Raw genomic sequence first — 25,530 nt, forward strand, 5'->3', positions numbered from 1 at the left:
CTGCCCCGGTCCGGCAGTCCGGGCCGCGTCAGATACCGAGATCCTTCGCGACGATCGTCTTCATGATCTCGGTGGTGCCGCCGTAGATGGTCTGGATCCGCGCGTCGACGAACGCGCGTGCCACCGCGTACTCGCGCATGTAGCCGTATCCGCCGTGCAGTTGCAGGCACCGGTCGGCGACGCGGACCTGCAGTTCGGTGGTCCACCACTTGAGCCGCGCGGCACGAGCCGCAGTCGGCTCACCGCGGACGTGCTGCCGGATGCAGTCGTCGAGGTAGGTACGGGCCAGGTCGAGTTCCGTGGCCAGTTCCGCAAGTACGAACTGCGTGTTCTGGAATCCCGCGATCGGCTGGCCGAACGCGTTGCGCTCCTTCACGTACGCCAGGGTCTGTTCGAGCACGCCTTCGGCGGCGGCGACGGCGCCGACGGACAGGGACAGCCGCTCCTGCGGCAGGTTGTGGACGAGTTGATAGAAACCCTGCCCCTCCTCGCCGAGCAGGTTCGCCACCGGAACGCGCATGTCGGTGAACGTCAGCTCGCTCGTGTCCTGGGCATGCAGCCCGATCTTCTCCAGGTTGCGGCCGCGGGAGAACCCCGGCGTGTCCGACTCGACGACGAGCAGGGACAACCCCTTGTGCTTGTCGGGCGCCGTGCGCACGGCGACGACGAAGAGCGTGCCGTTCTGGCCGTTGGAAATGAACGTCTTGCCGCCGTTCACCACGTAGTGGTCGCCGTCGCGCACCGCCGTGGTGCGAATGCCGGTGAGGTCGCTGCCGGTGCCCGGTTCCGTCATCGCGATGCCGAGGATCGTCTCCCCGGTGACGGTTCCGGGCAGCCACCGCGCCTTCTGCTCCGGCGTCGTCATGTCCGTCAGGTACGGCAGCACCACGTCGTTCTGGAGGGAGAACGCGATACCCGCGGCGGCGGCACCCGCCCGGTTGACCTCGTCGACGACGATCGCGTGGTACCGGAAGTCCTCGACTCCGGGGCCGCCGTACTCCTCGGGAACCGGGAAGCCGAGCAATCCCTGTTTGCCGGCTTCGGTGAACAGCGCCGGGTCGAGGCAGCTCTCGTTCTCCCACTGCTCGTGGTGCGGAACGATCCGCTCGCGCACGAAGCTGCGGACACTGTCCCGGAACTGCTGGTGCTCGGATTCGTAGTCGATGGTCATGATGCTCTCCTATCCGCGGAACGCGTTCTCGCCGGTGAAGGCCTGCCCGAGAACCAGCTGGTGCATTTCGGGGGTCCCCTCGTAGGTCAGGACCGATTCGAGGTTCACCATGTGCCGGATGACGGGGAACTCCAACGAGATTCCGTTGCCGCCCAGGATGGTGCGCGCCGTGCGGCAGATCTCGATGGCCTCACGGGTGTTGTTGAGTTTGCCGAAGCTGACCTGGTCCGGCCGCAGCCCGGCCGTGTCCTTGAGCCGGCCGAGGTGCAGCGACAGCAACTGCCCCTTGTGGAGTTCCACCGCCATGTCGGCCAGTTTTGCCTGGGTGAGCTGGAATCCGCCGATGGGCCGCCCGAACTGGGCGCGGTCCTTCGAGTACTGCAGGGCAGCCTCCCACGCGGACCGCGCCGCTCCCATCGCGCCCCACACGATGCCGTAGCGCGCCTCGGACAGGCTGCTGAGCGGGGCGCGTACGCCGCGTGCGTCGGGGAGCATCGCCGATTCGGGCAACCGCACATTGTCGAGCACGAGTTCGCTGGTGACCGAGGCGCGCAGCGACATCTTGTGCTTGATCAGGGGCGCACTGAAGCCGGGTGTGTCGGTCGGGACGATGAATCCGCGGATCCCGTCGTCGGTGGCCGCCCACACCACTGCGACGTCGGCGATGCTGCCGTTGGTGATCCACATCTTGCGGCCGTTGAGGATCCAGTCCGAGCCGTCCCGCTTGGCGCGGGTCGACATCGAGGCCGGGTCGGAGCCCACGTCCGGTTCGGTGAGACCGAAGCAGCCGATGATCTCGCCCGCCGCCATGCCGGGCAGCCACTGGTTCTTCTGCTCCTCCGAACCGTTGTTCCAGATCGAGAACATCGCCAGGGAGCCCTGCACCGAGACCAGGGACCGGATGCCGGAGTCGCAGGCCTCGAGTTCGAGGCACGCCAATCCGTAGTGGACGGCCGAGGATCCGCCGCATCCGTAGCCTTCGAGGTGCATGCCGAGGACCCCGAGCTTGCCGAACTCCTTCGCCAGTTCCCGGGCTCCGGGCAGATCCCCGGCCTCGAACCAGTCGGCGACGTGCGGGGTGACGTGTTCGGCGCAGAATTTCCGGACGGTGTCGCGGACAGCGAGTTCGTCGTCCGAGTACATCGAGTCGATGTCGAGCGGGTCGACGGCACTGAACGGCCGTGGTTGTGCATGGGTGGTCATGACTGTGTCCTTTACGAGCCGAGGGTCTGGGTTCCGCGGGCGCCGGGGACGACGAACGCCCCGCTCTCGAACTCCCTGCGCGCGGTGTCGGTTGCCTTGTAGTGCAGCTTCTTTCCGGTCGCCGACACGGGGAGCGATTCGACGAAGCGGTAGGCGCGGGGCCGCTTGAACTGCGACAGCATCGGGTGCCTGCGACAGAAGTCGTCCAGTTCGTCGGCGGACGGGACCGGTGCGGTTGTGACGACGTACGCCACGACGACCTGGCCCCACTTGTCGTCCGGAACACCGACGACGAGCGAATCCGTCACCGACGCGTGCTCGTTCAGCGCCTCCTCGATCTGCACCGGGTGAACGTTCTCGCCGCCGGACAGGAGCATGTCGTCCTTGCGTCCGACAATGGTCACGAACTCCTTCTCGTCCCAGGTGGCGAGATCGCCGATGTGCAGCCAGCCGTTCCGGAACTTCTGCTTCTCCTGCTCCGGGGCATCGAAGTAGGCGTTGGCCCCCTTCGGGGAGCGGACGATGACCTCGCCGATCTCGGTTCCGTCCCTCGCGACCGTCTCGTGCGCGTCGGCGAGGCGGTCGTCGAACAACTTGACCACGGCGACGTCGTCGTCGATGCAGGCCCGCCCCGCGGTCCCAGCCATGTCGGGCAGATCGGTGGGCCTCAGGAAGGTGTTCCAGAAACCCTCCGTGCTGCCGTAGCCGTTGAAGATGCGCGGATTCAGCACCTTCTGGTAGTGCAGTGCCGCCTCCCGTTCGAGGGGCGCACCCATCGTGACGATGCCTTTGAGGGTGGACAGATCGCGGGGCTTCTCCTCCTGGGCACGAGCGAGCATCGCCAGGTTGGTCGGGGCGCCGATCAGGAACGTCAGTCCGTGCTCCTCGACGTGGTCGAGGGTGGTCTCGGCGTCGAAGCTGCGCATCGGCACCAGCGACGCGCCGAGATAGAACGTGGGATTCGGTCCGGCGCAGTACAGTCCGCCGCGGTGGAACCACGGCGTCATGTTCAACGTCTTGTCTTCCGCCGTCAGCGGGAAATGCATGATCACGTCGTGGGCGCTGAAGATCTCGATCATGCTGTTGAGCGGGACGCCCTTCGGCATGCCCGTGGTACCCGACGTGAACAGCCGGGTGGTCTCGTCCCACACCGTGCGCGTCACCTCCGGTGGGGACGCCGACTCGGCGACGAGGTCGTCGAACCGGATCACCTCGAAGCCGTCTCCCGGCAGGGGTTCTCCCGGACCGACGGCCACGACCAGGGCGGGTTTGTGCGTCGACCGTGCCAGCGCATCCCGCACCATGTCGCCGATCTCGGTGTCGTAGACGAACACCGCGGGACGGTTCGCGTCGAGAATGTATGCCGTCTCGCCGGACGCGAGCCGGAAGTTCATCGGCGATCCGACTGCCCCGCAGGCCTGCCCGGCCAGGTACAGCTGGGCGAACTCGGGGCCGTTGAACAACTGGTAGGCCACGACGCCGCCCGGTGTGACGCCGGCGCGGGCGAGGCCGGTGGCGAGCCGGTCGACCCGGTCGCCGAGTTCGGCGTACGTCCAGCTCTCGCCGGTCGACGGGGACTGCATCGCGAGTCGATCGGCGTAGCGGTGCGTGTTGCGCCGGAAGCCGTTCAAATAGGTGAAGTCGTGCTCGAAGTACTGACGATAGGCGTGGGCATCGTATGCGTACGTCATGATGAGTCTCCCGTCCCGGTGCCGGTCAGCCGGCCATGGTGAGGCCACCGCTGACGCTGATCACCTGGCCGGTGATGAACGATGCGGATTCGGACGCGAGGAACACGACCGGCGCCGCAACCTCTTCCGGCCGGGCGAGTCGACGGAACGGAATAGCCTTGACCAGAGCCTCTTTCAGCTTCTCCGCCTGCGCCTGGAACAGCGGCGTGTCGGTCGGGCCGGGGCAGACGCAGTTGACGTTGATCCCGTGCCGGGCCATCTCCCGCGCCAGCGACTTCGACAGCGCGATCACGCCGCCCTTCGCACCGGCATAGATGCTCTCCCCCGCGCTGCCGACACGGCCGGCATCGCTCGCGAGGTTGACGACGCGCCCACCGGTACCCGCCTCCACCATGCCGGGGAGGAAGGCACTGCACATGTGCACGGGCCCGAGGTAGTTGATCGCGACGACCTTCTCGGCGAATTCGGTGGTGGCGTTGAGGAACTGGTCGGTGCGGTCCCATCCCGCCGCGTTGACGAGGATGTTCGCGACCCCCACCTCGGCCGTCACCCGGTCGCGGAGGGCGTCGACCTGGGCCCGGTCGGCGACGTCGACGGTCATCGGAAAGAGCCGGTCGGGCCGCTCGGCCGCGGTCTTCTCCGCGGCCTGCAGGTCGAGGTCGGCGACGACCACCCGGTCGCCCTGCTCGGCGAGTGCGAGCGCGATGGCCCGGCCGATGCCGGATCCTGCGCCGGTGACCACTGCGATGTTGTTACTCATACTGTTTCCCCTTCCCGGCTGTTCCGGACTCAGGCGTTCACGTACTTGTCGAACTCGGGCTTGCGCTTCTCCGCGAATGCCGCCGCGCCCTCGAGTCCCTCGGGTGAATGTGTGAACAGGTCGAGCGCAGACATCGCGAGGTTGCTCAGGCCGGCCTGGTGATCGGTGTCGGCGTTGAACGACTGCTTCAGGAATCGCAGGGCGGTGGGGCTCTTCTCGGCGATCTCGGCGGCGACGGCCTTCGCCTCGTCGAGCAGGCGGTCTGCGGGGACGACCCAGTTGACCAGACCCCAGCGTTCGGCGGTGGCCGCGTCGTACTGACGGCAGAGGTACCAGATCTCGCGGGCCCGCTTCTCACCGACGACGCGCGCCAGGAAGGCCGACCCGAAGCCGGCGTCGAACGAGCCCACCCGCGGTCCCGCCTGGCCGAACTTCGCGGTCTCGGACGCGATGGTGAGGTCGCAGAGAACGTGCAGCACGTGGCCGCCGCCGACAGCGATGCCGTTCACGGCCGCGATGACGGGCTTGGGGACGTCGCGAATCAGCTTGTGCAGATTGCCGATCTCGAACATACCGCTCTCGGTGGGCCCGTAGTCGCCGGTTTCGGCGCGCTGCTTCACGTCGCCGCCGGTGCAGAAGGCTTTCTCCCCCGCCCCGGTGAGAATGATCGCCTGCACCGCGTCGTCGGCCCATGCCGAACGGAACGCCTTGATCAGTTCCTCGACGGTCTTTCCGCGAAATGCGTTGTAGCGCGCCGGACGGTTGATCGTGACGACCGCGGCAGCGCCGTCGACCTCGTAGGTGATGTCTTCGTAATCGGTCACGGTGATTCCTTCCTGGGAGAGCCTGCGATGAGATGTGATTCAAGAAGTATGAACCAGTATTCGATGGAAATGAACGTACATTCACACGCGGAGTGTGTCAAGGGTCACCCGCCCTACAGAAAGGCGCTGATCCCGGTCTCGGCCCGGCCGATCAGCAACTTCTGAATCTGGCTCGTGCCCTCGTACAGCGTCATGACCCGCGCATCGCGCATGTACTTGGCGACGGGGTATTCGTCGACGTAGCCGTACCCGCCGAACAGCTGAATTGCGTTGTTGGCGGCACGAACCGCCGCCTCACTGCAGAAGTACTTCGCCTTCGACGCGGCCGTCCCGAACGGCTCCCCGCGCTCGATCAGGTCGGCCGCCCGCCAGGTGAGCAACCGCCCGGCGTCGGTGTCGACGGACATGTCGGCGATCAGGTCCTGCACGAGTTGGAACGACGCGAGCGGACGGTCGAACTGCGTGCGCTCGCGGGCGTAGTCGACGGCCGCCTCGAGGCAGCCCTGGATGATCCCCACGCATCCGGCGCCGACCGAGACGCGCCCCTTGTCCAGCGAGTGCATCGCGATCGAGAAGCCCTGCCCCTCCGATCCGAGGAGGCAACTCGCCGGCACCCGCACGTCGGTGAACGACAACTCGGCGGTCGCCTGCCCGCGGAGCCCGAGCTTGCCGTGGATCTCGCGTGATTCGAAACCGGGCGTGTCCGTCGGGACCAGGAAGGCCGAAACACCCTTGGGCCCCGGACCTCCGGTGCGCGCGAACACCAGGCACAGCTTGGCCCATGTGCCGTTGGTGATGAAGATCTTGGAGCCGTTGATGACGTACTCGTCGCCGCTGCGCACGGCCTTGGTCTTCAGGTTGCCGGGATCGGAACCGTTGTCGGGCTCGGTGAGCCCGAAACAGGCGAGCGCCTCACCGGACGCGATGCGGGGCAGCCACTCGTGCTTCTGCTCCTCGGTGCCGTGCGAGAGGATCACCTTTCCCACCAGCCCCATCGACACCGACACGATGCCCCGGACCGCCGAGTCCGCCCGGCCGAGTTCCTCCATGCCGAGGCAGTACGTGATGTAGTCGCCCCCGAGCCCGCCGTACTCCTCCGGGATGGTCATGCCGAAGAAGCCGATGTCGGCGAGTTTCGGGACGATCGCGGTGTCCACCGATTCGCCGCGGTCCCACTCGGCGCGGTGCGGGACGACCTCCTTGTTCAGGAAGTCGCGGGCCAGCTGCCGGAACTCCTTCTGCTCCTCGGTCAGTGTCAGGTCCATGGAATGCTCCTCGGTGCCGCAATGAATGGTTGATCATCAAGTATGAGCGATTGCTCACAGCAAATGAAGCATTATTCATTTCGGAGAAGCCGTCAACCCTTCGCGAGTACGAAGTGCTGGCCTGGTGCCACGTCGCCTGGGTAGGCTCGGGACATGCCGGTCACCTGGTCGGACGACGTCGACGAGGTCATCCGCGATGACCTCACCAGCGGGTTCGCGTACATCACACCCGCGGGAGGCGCGGTGGTGGCCGCCGTGGCACCCGTCGGCATGCGCGACCGCGAGCAGGGCACCGTCGCATTCACCACCTCGCTGGGTTTCGGCCGCAAGCTCGAGCGCATCAAGGCGGAACCCCGGGTGGCACTCGCCTTCCATGCCCGCGAGCACGGAATCGGCAGCGGCACCAACCGGCGCTATGTGCTCGTGCAAGGTGACGCGACGTTCGATCCCAGCCCCGACCGGGACATCCTCGACGCCATCGGCGAGCGCTCGGTCCCCTACACGGGAGTACCGCGGCGCGGCGCATTCTGGGACCGCTGGCTCAGCGCCTACTACGCCGACCGGGTTTTGGTGACGGTCACGGTGACACGGGTCGTCGCCTGGCCCGATCTGCGCATGAAAGGCAGGGCCGAGGTCTTCGGCGCCCCGCTCCCCAGCGTCGAGGCGCCGCCGCAGGAGCCACCGAAGAAGGGCACCGGCCCACGGGTGGACGCGACCAAGACCGGTGAGCGCGCGGGCAAGCTGCCGCACGTGCTGCTCGCCTACCGCGAGGCGGACGGTTATCCGGCCGTCGCGCCGGTCCACGTGAACTCGGCGAGCAGCGACGGCGTGCGCCTGAGGGTTCCCGTCGGAGTTCCGCAGGGCGGCCGTCGCGCCGGCCTACTCGCCCATTCCTACCGCGCCAAGCTCATCGGACTCGAGTCCCGTCAGAACACCGGCTGGCTCGAGGTGACGGGCTCCGATGCCCTGTACGCACCGCACACCGAGTCCGGCTTCTCTGCGCCGCCGAACAAGACGATCATGCTCCTGGCCAACGGATTCCTGGCCCGTCGCGGCCTCGCGAAGGCTCGGAAGGAAGGCCGGGCGCAGGCGCTGGGCCGCTGAGTCGGATCACGCCGCCGTTCGCGTAGAGAATCTGCCCGTTCGCGGGCCGGCACGTGGTTCACCGCCGCCGGGTTCGTCACGGTATTCTCGGCTGAACCGAACCTTCGGTCGGCCCCCGTGGACGACGGCGCACCGATGCGGTGGAGTTCTGCACCTGAAAGGATTGCGCGCATGACTACGGCACGCCCCGCACGGAAGACCGGATCGCCCGGACGGCCCGGCTACGACCTCGACTCGCTGCTCGCTGTCGCCGTCAAGGTCTTCAACGACAAGGGCTACGACGGCACCAGCATGGAGGTGCTGGCCCAGCGCCTGGGAATCACGAAGTCGTCGATCTATCACCACGTGTCCGGGAAGTCGGAGCTCCTCGAACTTGCGCTCTCCCGCGCGCTCAACGCCCTCTTCGCCGTCACCACCGAGGAGAAGGCGACGAGCGGCCGCTACATCGACCGCCTCGAATACCTCGTCCGCCGCAGTGTCGAGGTACTCGCCGCCGAACTCCCCTACGTCACGCTCCTGCTGCGAGTCCGCGGCAACACCGCGGTGGAGCGTCGGGCCCTCGCCCGCCGCCGCGAGTTCGACGCCTTCGTCAGCGACCTCGTCGTCGCGGCGGCGGAAGAGGGCGACCTGCGGCCCGGAATCGATCCCGCACTCACCAGCCGGCTCGTGTTCGGCACGGTCAACTCGCTGATCGAGTGGTACCGCCCCCGCACCGGCGGGACGGTCGCCGACCTCGCCGACGCCGTCGTCGAGCTGACGTTCGACGGGCTGCGCCGCGCCTGACGCGCCAGGCCGGCGAGCCGGGACGGCGTCGGGTCAGCGTGGAGCGTGCATCGAGGCCTTGTGCGGTCCTGACGAGCGTCTCGGGATCAGCGTGGGCAGGGCCCGCCGGATCGGATCGCCGAGCGGGGTGGCGGCGAACATCAAATCGAGTGCGGTGGCAGCGATCTGGTCGAACGGAGTCCTGACCGAGGTCAGGGGAACCGGAAGTCGCTGCGACAGTGGGATGTCGTTGTAGCCGACCAGGGCCAAGTCTTCGCCGACCGACAGCGATCGCTGGTGTGCGGCGGCCATCACGCCGAGGGCCAAATTGTCGTTCGCGGCGAAGACCGCCGTCGGTCGGGTCGAGGACGCGAACAGGCGGCGTCCGGCTTCCTCGCCGCTTTCGATCCCGAAGCCGGACTCGATGATCCAGTCCGGGTTGATCGTGATCCCGGCCTCGTCGAGGGCCTTCGTTGCACCGGCGAGGCGGCCGGTGGCGGTGGAGGTGAACAACGGGCCGGACAGGACCGCAATATCGGTGTGTCCGAGGTCGATCAGATGCCGGGTCGCGAGGTAGCCACCGGCTTCGTCGTCGCCGACCGACGAGGGACTGATGCCGTCGGTGCGCAGGACCAGAGCGTGCGGCACATCCTGGTCCCGCAGCTGACGAGGGAGGGGGTCGTCGCGTCGACTGGAGGCGATGATCAGACCGTCGACATTGCGGGCGAGGAGGGTGCGCGCAGCTTCGCCTTCGTCGGTGGGGTCGTCGCCGGTCGTCGCGACCACGGTGAAGTACCCGAGCCGATGCGCAGCTCGGCCGATCGCCTCGAACATCAGGGCCATGACGGTGTCGCTGAGTCGCGGGACGAGGACACCGATGGTGGCGGTCTGCCCGCGCCGGAGGCTGGAAGCGAAGGTGTTGCGCCGGTAGCCGAGCTGGTCGGCGACCGCCCGCACCCGCTCGGCGGTAGCCGACCGGGACGGTGGAACCCGGTCGTCGAGCACCCGGCTCACCGTCGAGGTGCTGACCCCGGCTGCCTCCGCGACCTCCCGGAGCGTGACCACCCGGCTTCTGTTGTCCCGCGGTTGCTGCTGCGCGCTCGTGTTCGATTCCATCGATTTCCTTCTCTACCGTCCCGGCACCCCCAAACGCCCGCCGGGCCGCCCTGATCACACCCGATTTGGCACGTGACGCTTGACACAGTGACCGATTCTACTGCACGATGAAATCGTTCACGGGAACGTTCCCGGGAACGTTTGCAATACTTCTTCGAGGGAAAGAGCACCCCATGAGCACACTCGACCTCCGCGGCCTGACCCCGGCGCCGGTGACCCCGTTCACCCGGGACGGCGCCGTCGACTACGACGCCATCTCGCGCCTCGGCTCGTGGCTCGGCAGTGTCGACGGCGTCAAGGGCCTGGTCGTCCTCGGCCACGCCGGCGAGGGCACCTTCCTCACCCAGGACGAGCAGGTCCGCGTCATCGCCGCGTTCAAGGACTCCGTCGACGGCCGGCTGCCGATCATCGCCGGCATCACCGGCGAGGGCACCGCCGTCTCGGTGGAAGAAGCCCAGCGCGCCGTGGACGCCGGCGCCTCCGCCGGTCTGGTGTACCCGTCGCACGGGTGGCTGCGGTTCGGCTACCAGGACGGTGCCCCGCAGGATCGCTACAAGGCCATTTACGAAGGCTCCGGCCTGCCGCTGATCCTGTTCCAGTACCCGGACGCCACCAAGGCCACCTACAACCTGGACACCCAGCTCGAGATCGCCGCCCAGCCCGGCGTGTTCGCCACCAAGAACGGGGTGCGGAACATGCGCCGCTGGGACCGGGAGATCCCGGTGCTGCGTCGCGAGAACCCCGACCTGCAGATCCTGAGCTGCCATGACGAGTACCTGCTGCACACGGTGTTCGACGTCGACGGCCTGCTGGTCGGCTACGGCGGACTCGCTCCCGAGCCGCTGGTCGAGCTCATCGCAGCCGGCAAGGCCAAGGACTACCCCGCAGCTCGCGCCATCCATGACCGCCTGCTGCCGGTGACGGCCAACGTCTACCACCGCGGCTCGCACATGGAAGGCACCGTCGCCCTGAAGGAGGGTCTGGTCGCCCGCGGCATCCTCGAGCACGCCACCGTCCGCCCGCCGTTGCTGCCGCTGGCCGAGGGCGCGGGCGCCGAGATCGCCGCCGCTTTGCAGTCGGCCGGACTGTCCTCGGTCACCGTCCCCGCCTGAGCCCAGCCCCACCCCTGCTGGACTCAGTTTCCCGGATTCGGCACACGAGTCCGCCGCCCGCGGCGCACCCCGCACTGCGTGCCGGTTCTGCCGCCCGGCCCGGACACCTCCGGCGCCGGGCGGCACCCCCCCGAGTAGTCCCGGGCCACTTCCGGCCCGCCGCGGCCGTGGTCGCCGAACTTCCCCCCTTCGAGCCGGCGCCGCCCACTTTCGGCGCCACTGTCCGCATCGGCGGCTCGAACACCAGAAAGTAGGCTCATCGATGAGTCAGCAATCTCGTACAGCAGCCGAATCGGCCGGAGGCGAATCAGTGGTCTCAGGCACGCCCCGGCCGCCGGCGGAACCCCGACGGTCGCAGCGAACCTGGATGCGCACCCTCGCGATGGCAGGCCCGGCCTTCATCGCAGGTGCATGGCAGTTCGGACCCGGCAACCTCGCCAGCGCCGTCCAGGCCGGCAGCGAATTCAGCTACTCCCTGATCTGGGTGATCGCCCTGTCGACGATCTTCATGCTGGTCTACGCCGACATGAGCGTGCGACTGGGCATCCGCACCCCGGTGTCCATGATCAGCTCGGTCAAGGACATCCTCGGCCGACGCGTCGGAACCGCCGCCGGAATCGGCGTCTTCATCATCACGCTGTGTTTCTCGGTCGGCAACGCCGTCGGCTCCGGCCTCGGCCTGTCCATGGTCTTCGGCGGCTCCCCGCTCATCTGGTCCGCGGTCTGCACCGTCTTCGTCGGCCTGATCCTGCTGTTCCGCAACGTCTACCGCACCGTCGAACGCATCCTGCTGGTCATCGTCGCGCTGTTGGCCGCCACCTTCATCTTCAGTGCCGTCATCGCCCAACCCGACTGGTTCCAGGCCGTGAACGGACTCGTCCCCTCCATCCCGCCCGGCGGACAGCTGCTCGTCGTAGCCTTGGTCGGCACCAATTTCTCCCTCAACGCCGCGTTCTTCACCTCCTACGGCACCCACGAACGCAAGCGCACCGAAGCCGAGTACCGGCAGACCACCATCGCCGACACCATCCCCGGGATCGTGGCACCGGGCATCATGACCTCCCTGGTCATCATCGTCGCCGCCGCCGTCCTCGGCCGGCAGAACGCCGAAGCCACCACCCTCGCGGGCTTGGCCAAGATCTTCGAACCCATCGCCGGGCCCATCGGATCAACCATTTTCGCGCTCGGGTTGTCCGGCGCCGCATTCTCCGCGATGGTCGCCAACGCCACCGCCGGCGGCACCATGTTCTCCGACGGCCTCGGCAAAGGCGCCTCCCCGAGCACCCCGACCGCCAAGCGCACCAGCGCCGCCATCCTCACCTTCGGCCTCGTGATCACCCTTCTGTTCACGAAATCCCCGGTGCAGCTGATCATCGTCGCTCAAGCCCTGACCGTGCTCATCGCGCCGTTCCTCGGGTTCCTGCTCTTCGTGATGAGCAACAACACCGCGCTGATGGGCAACCTGCGCAACACCTGGTGGAAGAACGTCGTCGGCGCCCTCGGCTTCGTGTCCATCCTGTCCCTGTCCGGCCTGTTGATCTACGAACTGCTCGGCTGAGCCAAACCAAGCCGCACGCCGGACACGACCGGTTGCGTCACCGGGTCGGCGCGCCGACCCGTCGCACCCTGACCATTGCCCGCAGACCCCGTCCCGGTCGTCGTACGACTGCGGCAACCGCGCCCGGACCACCGAATCCTGAAATTCTTTGTCCCACTGGGAAGTGAGAGCATGCCCTACTTCGTCGTCGAATACAGCTACACCGCCGAGACCACCGCCGGCCGTGACACCCACCGAGCCGCGCACCGGGCCTGGCTCGCCGACCTCGTCGACACCGGCACCGTCATCACCTGCGGCCCCTACGGCAACGACGCAGGCGCCTTCATCATCGTCAACGCAGACACCACCGAGACGGTCCGAGCACTCTTCGCCGACGATCCCTTCGCCGTCCACGGACTCGTGCCTGACCAACGCATTCTGCACTGGACACCCGTCCTCGGAAACCTCGACGCGTCAGACGCCATCAGCCAAGCAGAACTGTCGTCCCGCCCGGGCGGCTCACACTCCTGATCCCTTTACCTCGCACGCCTTGCGCGCAATCGGAGTCAGCCGCCACCGCTCGGGCAGGATCCGGAAACCGATCCGCACGGCGGCGCCGAATCGGCGGAGCCTGCGCTCGTCGGCGGCGGACCACTCCCAGCCGAGCGTGTCGCGGGCGACGGGAGGCAGCGTTCCCCGGGCGATCCACACGAGCAGCCGTCCGATCACGGGACCGACGAGACGCCACACGATCGCGGGGATGCGATCGTCGGGGCGAGGGGTCGGCAGCCCGCCCAGCAACTTCGACCGGCGCACCGTGTCGGTCTTCGCGAGAACGGTGCCGACCATCTCGTTCCAGTAGTCGACGAAATCCGCATACGTCTCGGGCAGATTCGTGGCCGACACCCCGTAGAGCGCGTACCACTGCTTCGACTCCTGGTACAGCAGCTCCTTCTCGGCCTGACTCAGCGGTTCTCCGAAGTACTCGGCGACCACGTACTGGGTGGCCAGGAACGTGGCATGCGCCCAGAAATACGGGCCGGGGTTCAGGGCGTGATACCGCCGGCCGTCGTCCGTGGTGCCCTTGATGTCCTTGTGCATGTCGCGGATCGTCTGGGCCTCCGCACCCGTCGGATCGTAGAGCGCACGGATGATCGGTCCCGCGGAACGGGCCAGCCGGGCCAACTCGTTGTCGAAGACGGTCGAGTGCTGCACGAGCGCGGCGTCGATGACGGGGTGCATCACCTGCAGCGTGCCCGACCACGAGATGAGCAGCGCGGTTCGCCAGTCGCCGAACCGGTGCCACGTCAGCGACTCCGGCCCGAGTGGCGGCAGAGCCGAACGGCGTTGGGACGGAAGCTCGGTGGTGGTCATGGCGATCTCCTGATGCGGTTCGATCGGGGACGTGATGCATTCAGGATGACTGTTGACATCACATGATGTCAACAGTCGGGACGCGAGCGCTCCCCGTTCGGCACACCGGAATCGGTGGGACGATGACGGGATGAGCGACAGCGAGAACCCTCGTGGAGCGCCGCGCAAATGGCGTGGCCAAGAGCCCGACGACCGCCGTGCGGCGAGACGTGCCGCACTGATCGAGGCCGGCCTGCAGATCATGGGAACCGAGGGAACGGCGGCCACGACGATGCGGGCGACCTGCCGTCAGGCAGGTCTCACCGAGCGCTACTTCTACGAGAGTTTCGACAACCGGGAGGCGCTACTCGTCACCCTCCTCGACCACGTCGTCCTGGGAGCGAGGGACACCCTGCTCGGGGCGCTCGAGACGGCGCCAGACGATCCGGGCCGACTCGTCCGCCACGTCGTGAAGGCGTTCACCGGCTACATCGCCGAGGACCGGCGGCGGGGACGCATCATGTTCGTCGAGTCGCAGTCCGTGCCGGAACTGGCACAGCGCGGAGAACAACTCGTCGCCGAGTTCACCACTCCCATGGCGGCGGCACTGAAAATGCTGGGTGCCGACGGCGCACCCCGCGACGCCGTCAACACCCAGCTGAACGCGATCGCCCTGTTCGGGGCGATCGCCTTTCTGTATCAGCGCTGGCTCACCGGCAGCCCGAAGATCTCGCAGAAGCGGATCGTCGAGCACATCGCACTCACCATCGAGGCGCACGTGCCGGTGAACAGCACGCCCTAGACGCGGACCAGCGGTCGCCGCATCGCTTCGAGACCGACGACGATCACCACGGCGATCACCACGTGCATGACAGCAAGGGCGATGGTGCTGGCAGTGTCGAAGTCCGCTTGCACCGTGAGTGCGATCGTCGCCAGCGGCAGCAGCGCGCCGATCACCTCGGCGGGCCGGATGACTGCCACCCATTTGAGTGAGATGAGCGCGGCCAGTGTCATCCCGATCAGCGTCGGAACCACCGTCAGGATGACGACGCCTCCGGGGGCGACACTGCTGGTCGTGCCGGCGTCCGTCATCTCGAACGACCCGCCGGCGGCGAGCCCCAGCAGCCAGATGACCAGGTTCGGGACGAGCGCTCCGATGACGGTCGCGGCGACCGCCCAGGGCCGGCTCAGTTCGAGGGTCGCCGGATTGATCCGTGAGGTCGTGGTTGCAGAAATCGTGGCTCCGGTGTCGGACATGATCTGTACTCCCTGTCGAGTGGCTCGAATTGCTACTGACCGATCGTGCAACCTCAACCATTGTTCGGGTCAAGGCGTGAAATCGAGGTCGTTTCGGTGGGACCTGACCATTAGACCCGCGCGGTGCGGAAAACTCATCGCGATCAGCCCGAACCGGCAACCTGAGGGAAGATGGCCACTATGAACGCCGTCCCCACACCCCCCGGCCGATCGCGCGCGCTCCCCAACCCGCTCCGCGTCCTTGCGCGGTGGCTGGGCACCCAGGAATGGGTGATGCGAATGGCGCCGGTCATCATCTGGCTGGAGTCACACCTGCGCGCGTGGACCGGGAACCGCGTGAGCCTCCTCGGAATCGCCGGCCTGCAGTCCCTGCAGGTGACGGTCCCGGGACGCAAAAGCGGCACCCCGCGGACGACCGCACTGCTCTGCATTCCGTACGGCGACGGATACATCGTCACCGGTTCCAACTGGGGACGGCCCGAGCACCCGGCCTGGTCGGCGAATCTTCGCGCGGCAGACGAAGCGCTCGTGAAGGCCGGGGCACGTGAGTCCCGGATGCGCGTCCGCATGGTCACCGGCGACGAACGCGAAAACCTGTGGAAATTCGTCGTCGACTACTGGCCCGGATACCGCATGGAGCACCGGCGGTCCGGGGGACGCGAGTTCCGGCTGTTCGTCCTGGAACCCACCCGGACGGCTACGACAACGCGCGAATCCTGAAGACCGGCTCCACGAAGCGTTCGACGATGTGACGCTCGGCGGCCGGGTCCGGCAACGGCCAGGTCAACAGTGCCAGGACGACACGCACCATCCATCCGGCGGCCTCCTCGTCGGGCGCGATGCGGGTGAGCGAGATCGCCACCCGCCCGAGTTCGGGCGCGCGGGCCAGATACTCGTCCGTGCTCCGCGGATGCGCCCCGGCCAGCCACCGGACCAGGGTGGGCTCCGCACGGATCTCCACCAACGCGGCAAGGATCGCCTCGACGATCCGCTCCGCGTTCTCGAACGGTTGCAACGCGGCCTCGATGCGTTCCGCTACGGCGTCCGCAGCCCGGGACATCACGGCCTCGACGAGCGCCCGCTTGCCCCCGACATACCGGTAGAGCGTGGCGCGCGAGCACCCGGCACGCGCGGCGACCCGGTCGACGTCCACCCCGTCGCCGTGATCAGCGGGGACGAGACCTCACAGCCGCGTCGTGAGACACCGGCGAAAGCCATCCGAACAGCAGAATCTCACCCTGCTCCCCACCCTTGACAGCACTCGGGTTCGACGCGAACTGTGTTGATCGATAACAGGTTCTCGCCCGCAAGGAGTGCTCGATGACCCACTCGCCGACCCACCGGATCGACATCTTCGATCCGGCCCACCTCGACGAACCGAACGAGCTGTACCGGATACTCCGCGAGCACTCCCCCGTCCATCGCGTCGCAGGCACCGACTTCTTCCTCGTGTCCACGTGGGATCTCGTGACCGAGGCGGCCAACCGCACCGAAGACTTCTCCTCGCACCTCACCGGGGTGCTGGTGCAGCAGCCGGAGGGACCGCCCACGACGTTCGACATGGACGGCGGCGGCCGGGCGATCCACGTGCTGGCCACCGCCGACGACCCGACCCACCTGCACCATCGCAAACTCGTGCTGCCCACGCTCGGGCGCCGCATCCGGGCGCTGACCCCCACGGTGCAGTCGCTCGTCGACACCCTGTGGGACGAGGGGGTGCGGGACGGGCGGATCGACTGGGCGGCCGAGATGGCCGACCGACTACCCCTGACGATGGTGGCGCATCTCATCGGGCTGCCCGAGGAGGACGTTCCCCAGCTACTCGCCTGGGCCTACGACAGCACGGAGATGCTGGGAGGGATCGTCGACGCGAATCGCCTCGGCCCGCTCGTCGCCTCCGTGACCGAACTGGCCGCGTATCTGCGGGCCGAACTCGTGCGGGCACGGTCGGGTCCCTCGGAGGATCTCCTGGGAGTGCTCGCACATGCGTGCAATGCCGGGGAACTCCTCGAGGACGTGGCGGTACTCGTCCTCCTCCAGTTGGTCGGCGCCGGCGGCGAATCGACCGCGGGCCTGATCGCGAACGCCGCCCGCCTCCTGTCCACCCATCCCGACGTGCAGACACGACTCCGGCAGGAACCCGCACTCGTCGACGCGTTCCTCGACGAGGCGCTGCGTCTCGAATCGCCGTTCCGCGGGCATCACCGGCACGTGGTCGCCGACACCACCCTCGGGGGCGTCGACCTGCCCGCGGGTAGCCATCTGCTCCTGCTGTGGGGCGCGGCCAACCGAGATCCGGCCGCGTTCGACCGGCCGGGCGAGATCGTGCTGGACCGTCCACACATCCGCTCCCACCTCGCGTTCGGCAAGGGCGTCCACTTCTGCGTCGGATCGGCGCTCGCCCGCATGGAGGCACTCACCGCCACCACCACACTGCTCGCGCGCACCGAGCAGTTCTCCCTCGCCGACGACGCCGAGTCACGGTGGCTCCCCAGCCTGCTCGTGCGCCGTCACAGCGCGCTCCCGCTCCGGATCGGGCAGGCGACACGCCCTGATTGACATTGACGTCAACATCAACACATACTGTGACCGTGACCACAAGCGAGGCTCAGGAGCGGGCGCGGTCGGCGCGGAAAGACAACGACGGTCCCCGCCGCCGCGAACTCCTCCGCGCCGCGAGCGCCTGCTTCGCCGAACTCGGCTACGACCGGACGACCGTCGAAGTGATCACCACCCGGGCCGAAGTGTCGCGGGCAACGTTCTACGCCTACTTCTCGTCGAAGGACGAGGTGTTCCACGCCGTCGCCGCCGACGTGTGCGAGGAGTTCCTCGAGGCCCAGCACGTGGAAGGACCGGCCAGCGAGGACCTGCGAGAGGTGCTGCGCACCACCACGAAAGCGTTCGTGGAAGCCGTATACACCAACGGGCGCGTCCTCGAACTGATCCGGCACCGCGCCCGGCTCGACCCCGAGGTCGGCCGAAGCTGGACCACCGTGCAGACCCGGCTCATCCGCCGCTACACCCGGTTCATCGAGCGCATCAACGCCTCGTGCGACGTCACACCGTGCGCGCCGCCCGCCCGCATCGCGCAGACCCTCGCCGACGCCCAGCTCGCGGGCGCCGCCCGGCTGGTGGACGCGACGGCCCGTGAACAACGCCGGTACACCGCCGACCTGACCGCCATCTCCGAAAGACTCATCGGCTTCGCCTAGCAACGACAATCCGCACAGAATCGGGAGTTCGGTATGCCCACTTCGCCTTCGAGCAACCCCACGGCACTGGAATCGGCCCTCGCCGAGATCAGAGAACTCCAGGACGCCGCGTGGCCGCCGCAGGTACCGCGGTTCGTCGAGTACCCGATCGAGGGCCGCACCGTCATCGACTACCTGCGGCACTGGGCATCGGAGCGACCGCAGACCGTCGCGATCGACTTCTACGGTCGTGCCATCACGTACACCGAACTCGACGAACTGTCCGACCGCTTCGCCGGCTGGCTCCGGAAGCGGGGCGCGGCCGCCGGCGACCGCGTCGGCGTCCATCTCACCAACTGTCCGCAGTTCCATGTCGCCATGCTCGGGATCCTGAAGATCGGCGCCGTCCACGTCCCGATCAACCCGTTGTTCCGGGAGCACGAACTCGCATACGAACTCGTGGACGCCGGTGTGGAGATCCTGCTGACCCAGGATTCTTTCGCGGACATGGTCGAATCCGTGCGCGACCAGACGGCGCTGCGGCACGTCGCGGTCACGGCGCTGTCGGACATGCTGCCGGACGAACCCAGCGTGGCACCACCGTTCCCCCACGCCTCCGCAGTCACCGACTGGGCGGAGATCATGAACACTCAACGCGCAGAGCCGATTCCGATGTATCCCGACGCGCTGGCGGCACTGAACTACACCGGGGGCACCACCGGGATGCCGAAGGGCTGCGAACACACGCAGGCGCACATGGTCTACACCGCCGCCACCGCGACGCTGGCAGGCGGGAAGCAGGTGGGCGAGGCTCCCCCGGTGGTCCTCGGATTCCTGCCCATCTTCTGGATCGCCGGCGAGGACTTCGGCATCCTGTATCCGCTGATCAACGGCGGCACCGTCGTGCTCCTCAACCGCTGGGACCCGGACGCCGCGGCGACGCTCGTCGAAAGTCGTGGGGTGACGTCGATGGTGGGGACGGTCGACAACTTTGTGGAACTGATGGACCTGCCCGGCTTCCGCGACAGAGACTTCTCCACCCTCGACAACGCGATGGCCGTGTCGTTCGTGCTCAAACTCGACCCCGCGATTCGCGGGCGCTGGCGCGACGCCACCGGGCACGTGCTCCGGGAGGCCAGTTACGGTATGACGGAGACGCACACCGCCGACACCATCACGCTCGGTTTCCAGACCGGCGACGAAGACCTGCTCAGCCAACCCGTGTTCTGCGGACTCCCGGTTCCGGGCACCGACGTGCTGATCGTCGACGAGGCCGGTGCGCCCGTGCCGGTGGGGCAACCCGGACAGATCATCGTCCGCAGTCCGTCGCTGCTCACCGGTTACTACGGCAAACCCGATGCCACCGCCGCCGCGCTCCGCGACGGCTGGCTCCAGACCGGCGATGTCGGCAAGCTGAACGGCAAAGGCGCACTGCACTATCTGGCGCGCAACAAGGAAATGATCAAGACCAACGGAATGAGCGTGTTCCCCTCCGAGGTGGAGGCACTGCTCCTGCTGCATCCCGACATCCAGTCGGCCGCGGTCGTCCCGAAGCCCGATCCGGGCAAGGGTCAGGTGCCGTTCGCCTTCGTCCAGCTCCTGCCCGACCGCCAGGTTTCCGCAGAGGAACTGCGGGAGTGGGCGGCCCGGAACATGGCCACCTACAAGGTCCCCACCGTCGAGGTGCTCGACGCCCTACCCATGACGGCGACCGGGAAGGTCCGCAAGGCCGACCTGTTCGCTCTGGCCGAGGAGTACAAGTGACCCTGCTGGTCGCCAATCGTGGCGAGATCGCGCTCCGCATCATCCGCACCGCCGAGGAGATGTCTGTCGACACCGTCGCCGTCTACGCGGAGGACGACGCGGACAGCCCCCACGTGCGCGCCGCGACCGAAGCAGTCGCACTCCACGGTTCCGGCCCGTCCGCCTACCTGGACACTCGGGCCATCCTCGACGCGGCCGCGGAGTTCGGTGCCACGGCAGTGCATCCCGGGTACGGCTTCCTCAGCGAGAACGCCGACTTCGCACGTGCATGCGCCGAGGCCGGGCTGACCTTCGTGGGACCGAGCCCCGAGGTGCTCGACATCTTCGGCGACAAGTCGTCCGCACGCGAGGCCGCGGTCGCCGCGAAGGTACCGGTGCTCGCCGCGACCACCGGTCCCACCGATCTCGACGGCGTCCGCATGTTCTTCGCGGAACACCCGGGCGGCATCATGATCAAGGCGCTCGCGGGCGGCGGCGGTCGCGGCATCCGTGCCGTCCGCAGCGCAGACCGGATCGACGAGGCCTACCGGCTCTGCGCGTCCGAGGCGCAACTCGGATTCGGCAACCCCGCACTGTTCGCCGAGGCACTGCTCGACGGCGCCCGGCACATCGAGGTGCAGGTCGTTGCGGCACCGCAGGCGGGCGTGACGCGGGCACTCGCCGTCGGTGACCGCGACTGCAGCGTGCAGCGCCGCCACCAGAAACTCGTCGAGATCGCACCCGCGCAGGGACTCGATCCCGGACTGCGCGGCGAACTCCACGAGGCCGCGGCGCGCCTGTGTGCCAGTGTCGGCTACCGGGGCCTGGCCACCGTCGAATTCCTGGTGTCGCCAGACGGATTCGTGTTCCTGGAGGTCAATCCTCGGATCCAGGTGGAACACACGGTCACCGAAGAGGTGACGGGGATCGACCTCGTCGCCGTGCAGATCGACATCGCGCGGGGAGCGGACTTCGACGACCTGTCGCTGCCGGACGGGATCGGCGCCACCGGACTCGACACGTCGGGCACACTCGCTGTCGCACGCGGAATCGCCGTCCAGTCCCGGGTGAACATGGAGACGATGCGCCCCGACGGTCAGGCCGTTCCCGCCGCGGGAACGCTCTCCGTCTTCTCCCCGCCGACGGGACCGGGTGTGCGCGTGGACACCTACGGCCGGCCGGGACTGTCGCCGAGCCCGCGGTACGACTCGCTCCTCGCGAAGGTGATCGTCCATTCGCGCGGGCAGTCGTTCTCCGCCGCGGTGCGGAAGGCCGATGCGGCGCTCGCCGAGTTCGTCGTCGAGGGCGTCCCCACCAATATCGGCTTCCTCCGGGCGATTCTGGCCGATCCCGGCTTCGCCGACGGCGTCGTCGGCACCGACCATCTCGCCGAGCGGATGAGTGCGCTCGTCGACGCCGCGCACGTGCACCAGCCGGCGGAGGTGGCGTCGGAGGCACTCGAGTTGCGGGCCGGCGAGGACGTGTTGCGCGCCCACATGGCCGGGACGGTCGTGGAGTCGACCGGAGAAGGGGCGACCGTGGAGTCGGGTGCCCAACTCGTCGTGCTCGAGGCCATGAAGATGCAGCACGTGATCGCCGCCCCCGCGGGCGCGGTGGTCGAGCGGAATCTGGTGTCGCCCGGGCAGACCGTCAGCGCCGGCGACCCGTTGGTCGTGATCCGCCGCACCGCGGCGGAGACGAGTGGCGTGGCTGACAGCGCAATCGATCTCGATCGTGAGCGTGCCGATCTGGCGGAGATCCGGGAGCGCCACGAATACACGCTCGACGCCGCCCGGCCCGCTGCGATCGCGAAGCGGGCGAAGCTCGGGAGGCGAAGCGCACGCGCCAACATCGACGATCTGGTCGACCCCGGCAGCTTCGTCGAGTACGGACCCTTGGTCCTGGCCGCGCAGCGCAGCCGCCGCTCCGAGCAGGATCTGATCGAGAACACCCCCGCAGACGGTCTCGTCGCCGGACTCGCCACCGTCAACGGGGACGTGTTCGGCCCGCAGGATTCGCAGGCGGTGGTGCTGTCGTACGACTACACGGTGCTCGCCGGTACCCAGGGCATGCGCAACCACGCGAAGACGGACCGGGTGATCGAACTCGCCGGCCGCAAGCAGGTTCCGGTCGTCCTGTTCGCCGAGGGTGGCGGCGGACGGCCCGGCGACACCGACGCCGGACCGGCAGCCGGCCTGGACCTGAACACCTTCCGGTCGCTGGCGGCGCTGAACGGGAAGGTGCCGCTGGTGTCGATCGTGTCCGGTCGCTGCTTTGCGGGCAATGCCGCCCTGGCCGGGGTCTGCGACGTCCTGATCGCCACCCCCGACGCGAACATCGGCATGGGCGGTCCGGCGATGGTCGGGGGCGGCGGACTCGGTGTGTACCGGCCGGAGGACATCGGTCCGGTCGACGTGCAGCGGCGCAACGGCGTCATCGACCTGCTCGCCCGCGACGAGGCGCACGCCGTCGAACTCGCGAAGACGTACCTCTCGTACTTCCAGGGGGTGCTCCCCGACTGGGAAGCCCCCGACGAGCGGCTGGCACGCCACGTCGTCCCGGAGAACCGGTTGCGCGCCTACGACGTGCGCAGTGCCGTGGAATCCATCGCCGACGTCGGCTCGGTCCTCGAACTACGCCGCGACCACGGCGTCGGCATCGTCACCGCGCTGATCCGGGTCGAGGGAGCCCCGTACGGTCTCGTCGCGAACAGCAGCCACCACCTCGGAGGCGCGATCGACGCGGTCGCGGCGGACAAGATGGCCCGCTTCCTGGAGCTGTGCGAATCGTTCGGTCTGCCAGTCGTCTCACTGTGTGACACACCGGGATTCATGGTCGGACCCGACTCGGAGAAGGAGGCCACGGTTCGCCGGTTCGGGAAACTGTTCGTCGCGGGCGCGCGGATGACGGTGCCGTACGGGACCGTCATCCTGCGCAAGGGGTACGGCCTCGGCGCGATGGCCATGGCGGGCGGCTCCTTCCACGCGTCCGAGTTCACGGTCGCGTGGCCGACCGGCGAGATCGGGGCCATGGGACTGGAAGGCGCGGTGCGGCTCGGGTTCCGGAAGGAACTCGAGGCCCTCGACGACCCCGCCGAGCGCGACACCGCGTTCGCGCACCTCGTCGACGCCGCCTACCAGCACGGGAAGGCCCTCAACGCGGCGACGATCTTCGAACTCGACGACGTGATCGACCCGGCCGACTCCCGTGCCTGGATCGTGCGCCTCCGGCGCCCGTGAGTACTTGTTAACCGCGGGACGTTAATAAGTACTCACGGGGCGACAGCCACAACGGCCCGGCCCGAGTAGGTGCCGGCTCGCACCTGGTCGATCACCGAGACGACGTCCGCAATCGGAACGTCATGGGTGATCGACTCGAGCCGGGACGGCGCGAGGTCGGACGCGAGACGGCCCCACAGCCGGCGCCGCTGGTCGATCGGGTACTGCACCGAATCGATCCCGAGCAGGCTGACACCACGCAGGATGAACGGCAGGACCGTGGTCTCGAGCTTCGGTCCGCCGGTCAGGCCGCTCGCCGCCACGGCACCGCCGTATTCGATGGTGCTGAGCACGTGGGCGAGGGTGGCGCCGCCGACGCAGTCGACCGCGGCAGCCCACTGGGCCTTGCCGAGCGGACGCGGTTTCGTGTCGGGTTCGGGGAGTCGTCCGATCACCTTGCTCGCGCCCAGCTGGGTGAGCAGTTCCGCCTTCTCCGGCTTTCCGCTCGACGCGACCACCTCGAAGCCGGCCGCCGACAGCAGGTCGACGGCGACGGTGCCGACGCCACCGCTCGCACCGGTCACCAGGACCGGGCCGTTGCCCGGCTCGACGCCGCGGGACTGCAGTGCCTCCACGCTCATCGCGGCCGTGAAACCGGCCGTCCCGATCGCGGCAGCGGTGCGGGTGGACATGCCGTCGAGTTTCACCACCCAGTCGGCCGGAACACGGGCGAACTGCGCGTACCCGCCGTGCCGGGCGGTGCCGATGTCGTAGCCGTGCGCGACGACCGTGTCGCCGACGGAGAACTCCGGGGACTGCGATTCGACGACGGTGCCTGCCACATCGATGCCGGGCACGATGGGGTACTCGCGGACCACTCCACCCTTCGGCGTGAGCGCCAGCGCGTCCTTGAAGTTCACGCTGGAGTACTCGACCTGGATCGTCACCTCGCCCTGCGGGAGGAACGACTCGCCGACCGTCTCCTGGGAGAGGCCGATGGCACCCTCGTTCTCGCGAGCGATCCAGGCGGTGAATTCCTTCATCAGCTTGCTCTCCTGACCTCGGGGGTGCGTCGAGACCATCATGCGACAGCCGTGCCCCGCAGACGAGGCCGGGGCGAAGTTCCCCGGATCAGAACCTGAGGAGCACCTTGCTCGACGACGACGCATCCCTGGCCGCCGCGAAGGCGGTGAGCGCATCGGCGACGTCGTACTCGGCCGTTACGATCGGATCGACCACCAGCGAACCGTCGGCGAGGGCGGCCACCACCTCGTCGATCTCGTCGTTGAACCGGAACGAACCGACCAGGTCCAGTTCCCGGGTGATTGCAATCGACACGGGTACCGGCTGATCACCGGACGGAAGCAATCCGACCATCACGACCCGGCCGCCGCGGGCCGTTCCGTGTATCGCCGATGCCAGACCGCGATGGTTACCCGAGCATTCGATGGTGACGTCCGCTTCCACGGCCGCGACTGCGTCGGCATCGGTTGCGGTGAGGGTCTCGTCCGCACCCACGGCGCGCGCGATCCTCAGCGGGTACTCGTGCATGTCCACCGCCGTGATCTTCCCGGCGCCCGCTCGCTTCAGTACCGCCACCACGAGCGCGCCGATCGGTCCGGCACCGATGACGAGGACCGACCTGCCCTTCACGTCCCCTGCTCGCGCGACCGCGTGCCACGCGACGCTCGCCGGCTCGGCCAGTGAGGCGAGACGAAGGTCGAGGCCGTCGGGAAGAACCCGGAGCATGCGCGTCGGGACGGCGACGTGGCTGACGAACAACCCGTCCGCGTGCGGAAAGTGCGCCGCGCTGCCCAGATATGTGCAGCCGGGGGAAATGTTGGGGCGATCCGCCGGGTACTTGCTGGTATCGCCGCCGGGTGTCGCCGGATGGATGGTGACGGGAGTGCCGACGGCCGGTCCGCTTCCGTCCGTCGCACCGATCAGAACGGTGCCGGACGCCTCGTGCCCGAGCCGCATCGGCGCGCGGAGAATCGACTCCCCCGCCGCGCCGTGCTGCCAGTAGTGCAGATCGGATCCGCAGATTCCGCCGTAGGCGATCCGGATCACCGCTTCGTCCGGTTTCGGTGCCGCGATCGGCACGTCTTCGACGCGCAGGTCGTTCGCGCCGTGGGCGACGACCGCCTGCGCGTGCGTCGGAACCTCGATGGCTTCGGAGGCGGTGGTCGGGCTGGTGTTCATCGGTGAAATCCAGTTCTGTCG

At 68.1% G+C, this 25,530-nt stretch carries 23 protein-coding genes; 11 read left to right on the forward strand and 12 right to left on the reverse strand.

The annotated features are described in order from the left end of the window. Nucleotides 1–28: 28 nt before the first annotated feature. From ROP_RS11835 to ROP_RS11860, 6 genes are all read right to left on the reverse strand, one after another. Nucleotides 29–1,171: an acyl-CoA dehydrogenase family protein gene (locus tag ROP_RS11835; protein WP_012689582.1), complete on the reverse strand. Its 1,143-nt coding sequence runs from the start codon at nucleotides 1,169–1,171 to the stop codon at nucleotides 29–31. A 9-nt stretch (nucleotides 1,172–1,180) separates the two neighbouring features. Next, nucleotides 1,181–2,374 carry an acyl-CoA dehydrogenase gene (locus ROP_RS11840; RefSeq protein ID WP_012689583.1) on the reverse strand — a complete coding sequence of 398 codons (1,194 nt, stop codon included), beginning with the start codon at nucleotides 2,372–2,374 and terminating at the stop codon, nucleotides 1,181–1,183. An 11-nt stretch (nucleotides 2,375–2,385) separates the two neighbouring features. Further along, complete coding sequence (locus ROP_RS11845; RefSeq protein WP_012689584.1) at nucleotides 2,386–4,065, reverse strand: class I adenylate-forming enzyme family protein; 1,680 nt, start codon at nucleotides 4,063–4,065, stop codon at nucleotides 2,386–2,388. 25 nt (nucleotides 4,066–4,090) lie between these two features. Continuing rightward, nucleotides 4,091–4,825 (reverse strand): SDR family NAD(P)-dependent oxidoreductase, encoded by a 735-nt coding sequence (locus tag ROP_RS11850; protein ID WP_012689585.1) that lies wholly within the window; start codon nucleotides 4,823–4,825, stop codon nucleotides 4,091–4,093. Between the two features lie 29 nt (nucleotides 4,826–4,854). Continuing rightward, on the reverse strand, nucleotides 4,855–5,649 hold the full coding sequence (locus tag ROP_RS11855; RefSeq protein WP_012689586.1) for an enoyl-CoA hydratase-related protein: 795 nt from the start codon (nucleotides 5,647–5,649) through the stop codon (nucleotides 4,855–4,857). Between the two features lie 113 nt (nucleotides 5,650–5,762). Beyond that, nucleotides 5,763–6,914: an acyl-CoA dehydrogenase family protein gene (locus tag ROP_RS11860; protein ID WP_012689587.1), complete on the reverse strand. Its 1,152-nt coding sequence runs from the start codon at nucleotides 6,912–6,914 to the stop codon at nucleotides 5,763–5,765. Nucleotides 6,915–7,067: 153 nt separating this feature from the next. Between ROP_RS11860 and ROP_RS11865 the strand changes: the two genes are divergently transcribed. Then, nucleotides 7,068–8,018, forward strand: coding sequence for a pyridoxamine 5'-phosphate oxidase family protein (locus tag ROP_RS11865; RefSeq protein WP_012689588.1), 951 nt, complete (start codon nucleotides 7,068–7,070; stop codon nucleotides 8,016–8,018). Between the two features lie 171 nt (nucleotides 8,019–8,189). Further along, complete coding sequence (locus ROP_RS11870) at nucleotides 8,190–8,801, forward strand: TetR/AcrR family transcriptional regulator (RefSeq protein ID WP_012689589.1); 612 nt, start codon at nucleotides 8,190–8,192, stop codon at nucleotides 8,799–8,801. 33 nt (nucleotides 8,802–8,834) lie between these two features. On the opposite strand, the gene ROP_RS11875 is transcribed toward ROP_RS11870, so the two are convergent. After that, entirely contained in the window at nucleotides 8,835–9,896 is a 1,062-nt protein-coding gene (locus tag ROP_RS11875) for a LacI family DNA-binding transcriptional regulator (RefSeq protein ID WP_012689590.1), read from the reverse strand. Nucleotides 9,897–10,069: 173 nt separating this feature from the next. Between ROP_RS11875 and ROP_RS11880 the strand changes: the two genes are divergently transcribed. The 3 genes from ROP_RS11880 to ROP_RS11890 all read left to right on the forward strand — a co-directional run bounded on the left by ROP_RS11880 (nucleotide 10,070) and on the right by ROP_RS11890 (nucleotide 13,076). Continuing rightward, the gene (locus ROP_RS11880) at nucleotides 10,070–11,008 is read left to right on the forward strand and encodes a dihydrodipicolinate synthase family protein (protein WP_012689591.1); all 939 of its coding nucleotides are present in this window, start codon (nucleotides 10,070–10,072) and stop codon (nucleotides 11,006–11,008) included. Nucleotides 11,009–11,375: 367 nt separating this feature from the next. Beyond that, nucleotides 11,376–12,566, forward strand: coding sequence for an Nramp family divalent metal transporter (locus ROP_RS11885; RefSeq protein WP_012689592.1), 1,191 nt, complete (start codon nucleotides 11,376–11,378; stop codon nucleotides 12,564–12,566). Nucleotides 12,567–12,737: 171 nt separating this feature from the next. After that, entirely contained in the window at nucleotides 12,738–13,076 is a 339-nt protein-coding gene (locus ROP_RS11890) for a YciI family protein (protein ID WP_012689593.1), read from the forward strand. On the opposite strand, the gene ROP_RS11895 is transcribed toward ROP_RS11890, so the two are convergent. Beyond that, nucleotides 13,065–13,919 (reverse strand): oxygenase MpaB family protein, encoded by an 855-nt coding sequence (locus ROP_RS11895; RefSeq protein WP_012689594.1) that lies wholly within the window; start codon nucleotides 13,917–13,919, stop codon nucleotides 13,065–13,067. The genes ROP_RS11890 and ROP_RS11895 overlap by 12 nt on opposite strands. Before the next feature lie 130 nt (nucleotides 13,920–14,049). Between ROP_RS11895 and ROP_RS11900 the strand changes: the two genes are divergently transcribed. After that, entirely contained in the window at nucleotides 14,050–14,700 is a 651-nt protein-coding gene (locus ROP_RS11900) for a TetR/AcrR family transcriptional regulator (protein ID WP_012689595.1), read from the forward strand. On the opposite strand, the gene ROP_RS11905 is transcribed toward ROP_RS11900, so the two are convergent. Further along, on the reverse strand, nucleotides 14,697–15,155 hold the full coding sequence (locus tag ROP_RS11905; RefSeq protein ID WP_012689596.1) for a DUF6069 family protein: 459 nt from the start codon (nucleotides 15,153–15,155) through the stop codon (nucleotides 14,697–14,699). The genes ROP_RS11900 and ROP_RS11905 overlap by 4 nt on opposite strands. A 180-nt stretch (nucleotides 15,156–15,335) precedes the next feature. On the opposite strand from ROP_RS11905, the gene ROP_RS11910 reads away from it, so the two are divergent. Then, nucleotides 15,336–15,875 (forward strand): nitroreductase family deazaflavin-dependent oxidoreductase, encoded by a 540-nt coding sequence (locus ROP_RS11910; RefSeq protein ID WP_080512457.1) that lies wholly within the window; start codon nucleotides 15,336–15,338, stop codon nucleotides 15,873–15,875. Here the strand turns inward: ROP_RS11910 and ROP_RS11915 are convergent. After that, nucleotides 15,853–16,308 carry a TetR/AcrR family transcriptional regulator gene (locus tag ROP_RS11915; RefSeq protein WP_012689598.1) on the reverse strand — a complete coding sequence of 152 codons (456 nt, stop codon included), beginning with the start codon at nucleotides 16,306–16,308 and terminating at the stop codon, nucleotides 15,853–15,855. The genes ROP_RS11910 and ROP_RS11915 overlap by 23 nt on opposite strands. Before the next feature lie 167 nt (nucleotides 16,309–16,475). Here ROP_RS11915 and ROP_RS11920 point away from each other — a divergent pair, with 167 nt between their 5' ends. From ROP_RS11920 to ROP_RS11935, 4 genes are read left to right on the forward strand one after another with little or no spacing between them, the layout of a single operon-like run. Further along, entirely contained in the window at nucleotides 16,476–17,714 is a 1,239-nt protein-coding gene (locus ROP_RS11920; protein ID WP_012689599.1) for a cytochrome P450, read from the forward strand. A 26-nt stretch (nucleotides 17,715–17,740) separates the two neighbouring features. Then, nucleotides 17,741–18,367 carry a TetR/AcrR family transcriptional regulator gene (locus ROP_RS11925; RefSeq protein ID WP_012689600.1) on the forward strand — a complete coding sequence of 209 codons (627 nt, stop codon included), beginning with the start codon at nucleotides 17,741–17,743 and terminating at the stop codon, nucleotides 18,365–18,367. 33 nt (nucleotides 18,368–18,400) lie between these two features. Then, nucleotides 18,401–20,110 carry an AMP-binding protein gene (locus ROP_RS11930; protein WP_012689601.1) on the forward strand — a complete coding sequence of 570 codons (1,710 nt, stop codon included), beginning with the start codon at nucleotides 18,401–18,403 and terminating at the stop codon, nucleotides 20,108–20,110. Then, complete coding sequence (locus ROP_RS11935; protein WP_012689602.1) at nucleotides 20,107–23,328, forward strand: acetyl-CoA carboxylase family protein; 3,222 nt, start codon at nucleotides 20,107–20,109, stop codon at nucleotides 23,326–23,328. The genes ROP_RS11930 and ROP_RS11935 overlap by 4 nt, the downstream gene beginning before the upstream one ends. A gap of 32 nt (nucleotides 23,329–23,360) precedes the next feature. On the opposite strand, the gene ROP_RS11940 is transcribed toward ROP_RS11935, so the two are convergent. Together ROP_RS11940 and ROP_RS11945 are read right to left on the reverse strand one after the other, a co-directional pair. After that, complete coding sequence (locus ROP_RS11940; RefSeq protein ID WP_012689603.1) at nucleotides 23,361–24,350, reverse strand: MDR family oxidoreductase; 990 nt, start codon at nucleotides 24,348–24,350, stop codon at nucleotides 23,361–23,363. An 88-nt stretch (nucleotides 24,351–24,438) separates the two neighbouring features. After that, nucleotides 24,439–25,509 (reverse strand): L-idonate 5-dehydrogenase, encoded by a 1,071-nt coding sequence (locus ROP_RS11945; RefSeq protein WP_012689604.1) that lies wholly within the window; start codon nucleotides 25,507–25,509, stop codon nucleotides 24,439–24,441. Nucleotides 25,510–25,530 lie beyond the last annotated feature (21 nt).

The organism is Rhodococcus opacus B4 (genome assembly GCF_000010805.1).
GTDB lineage: Bacteria > Actinomycetota > Actinomycetes > Mycobacteriales > Mycobacteriaceae > Rhodococcus_F > Rhodococcus_F opacus_C.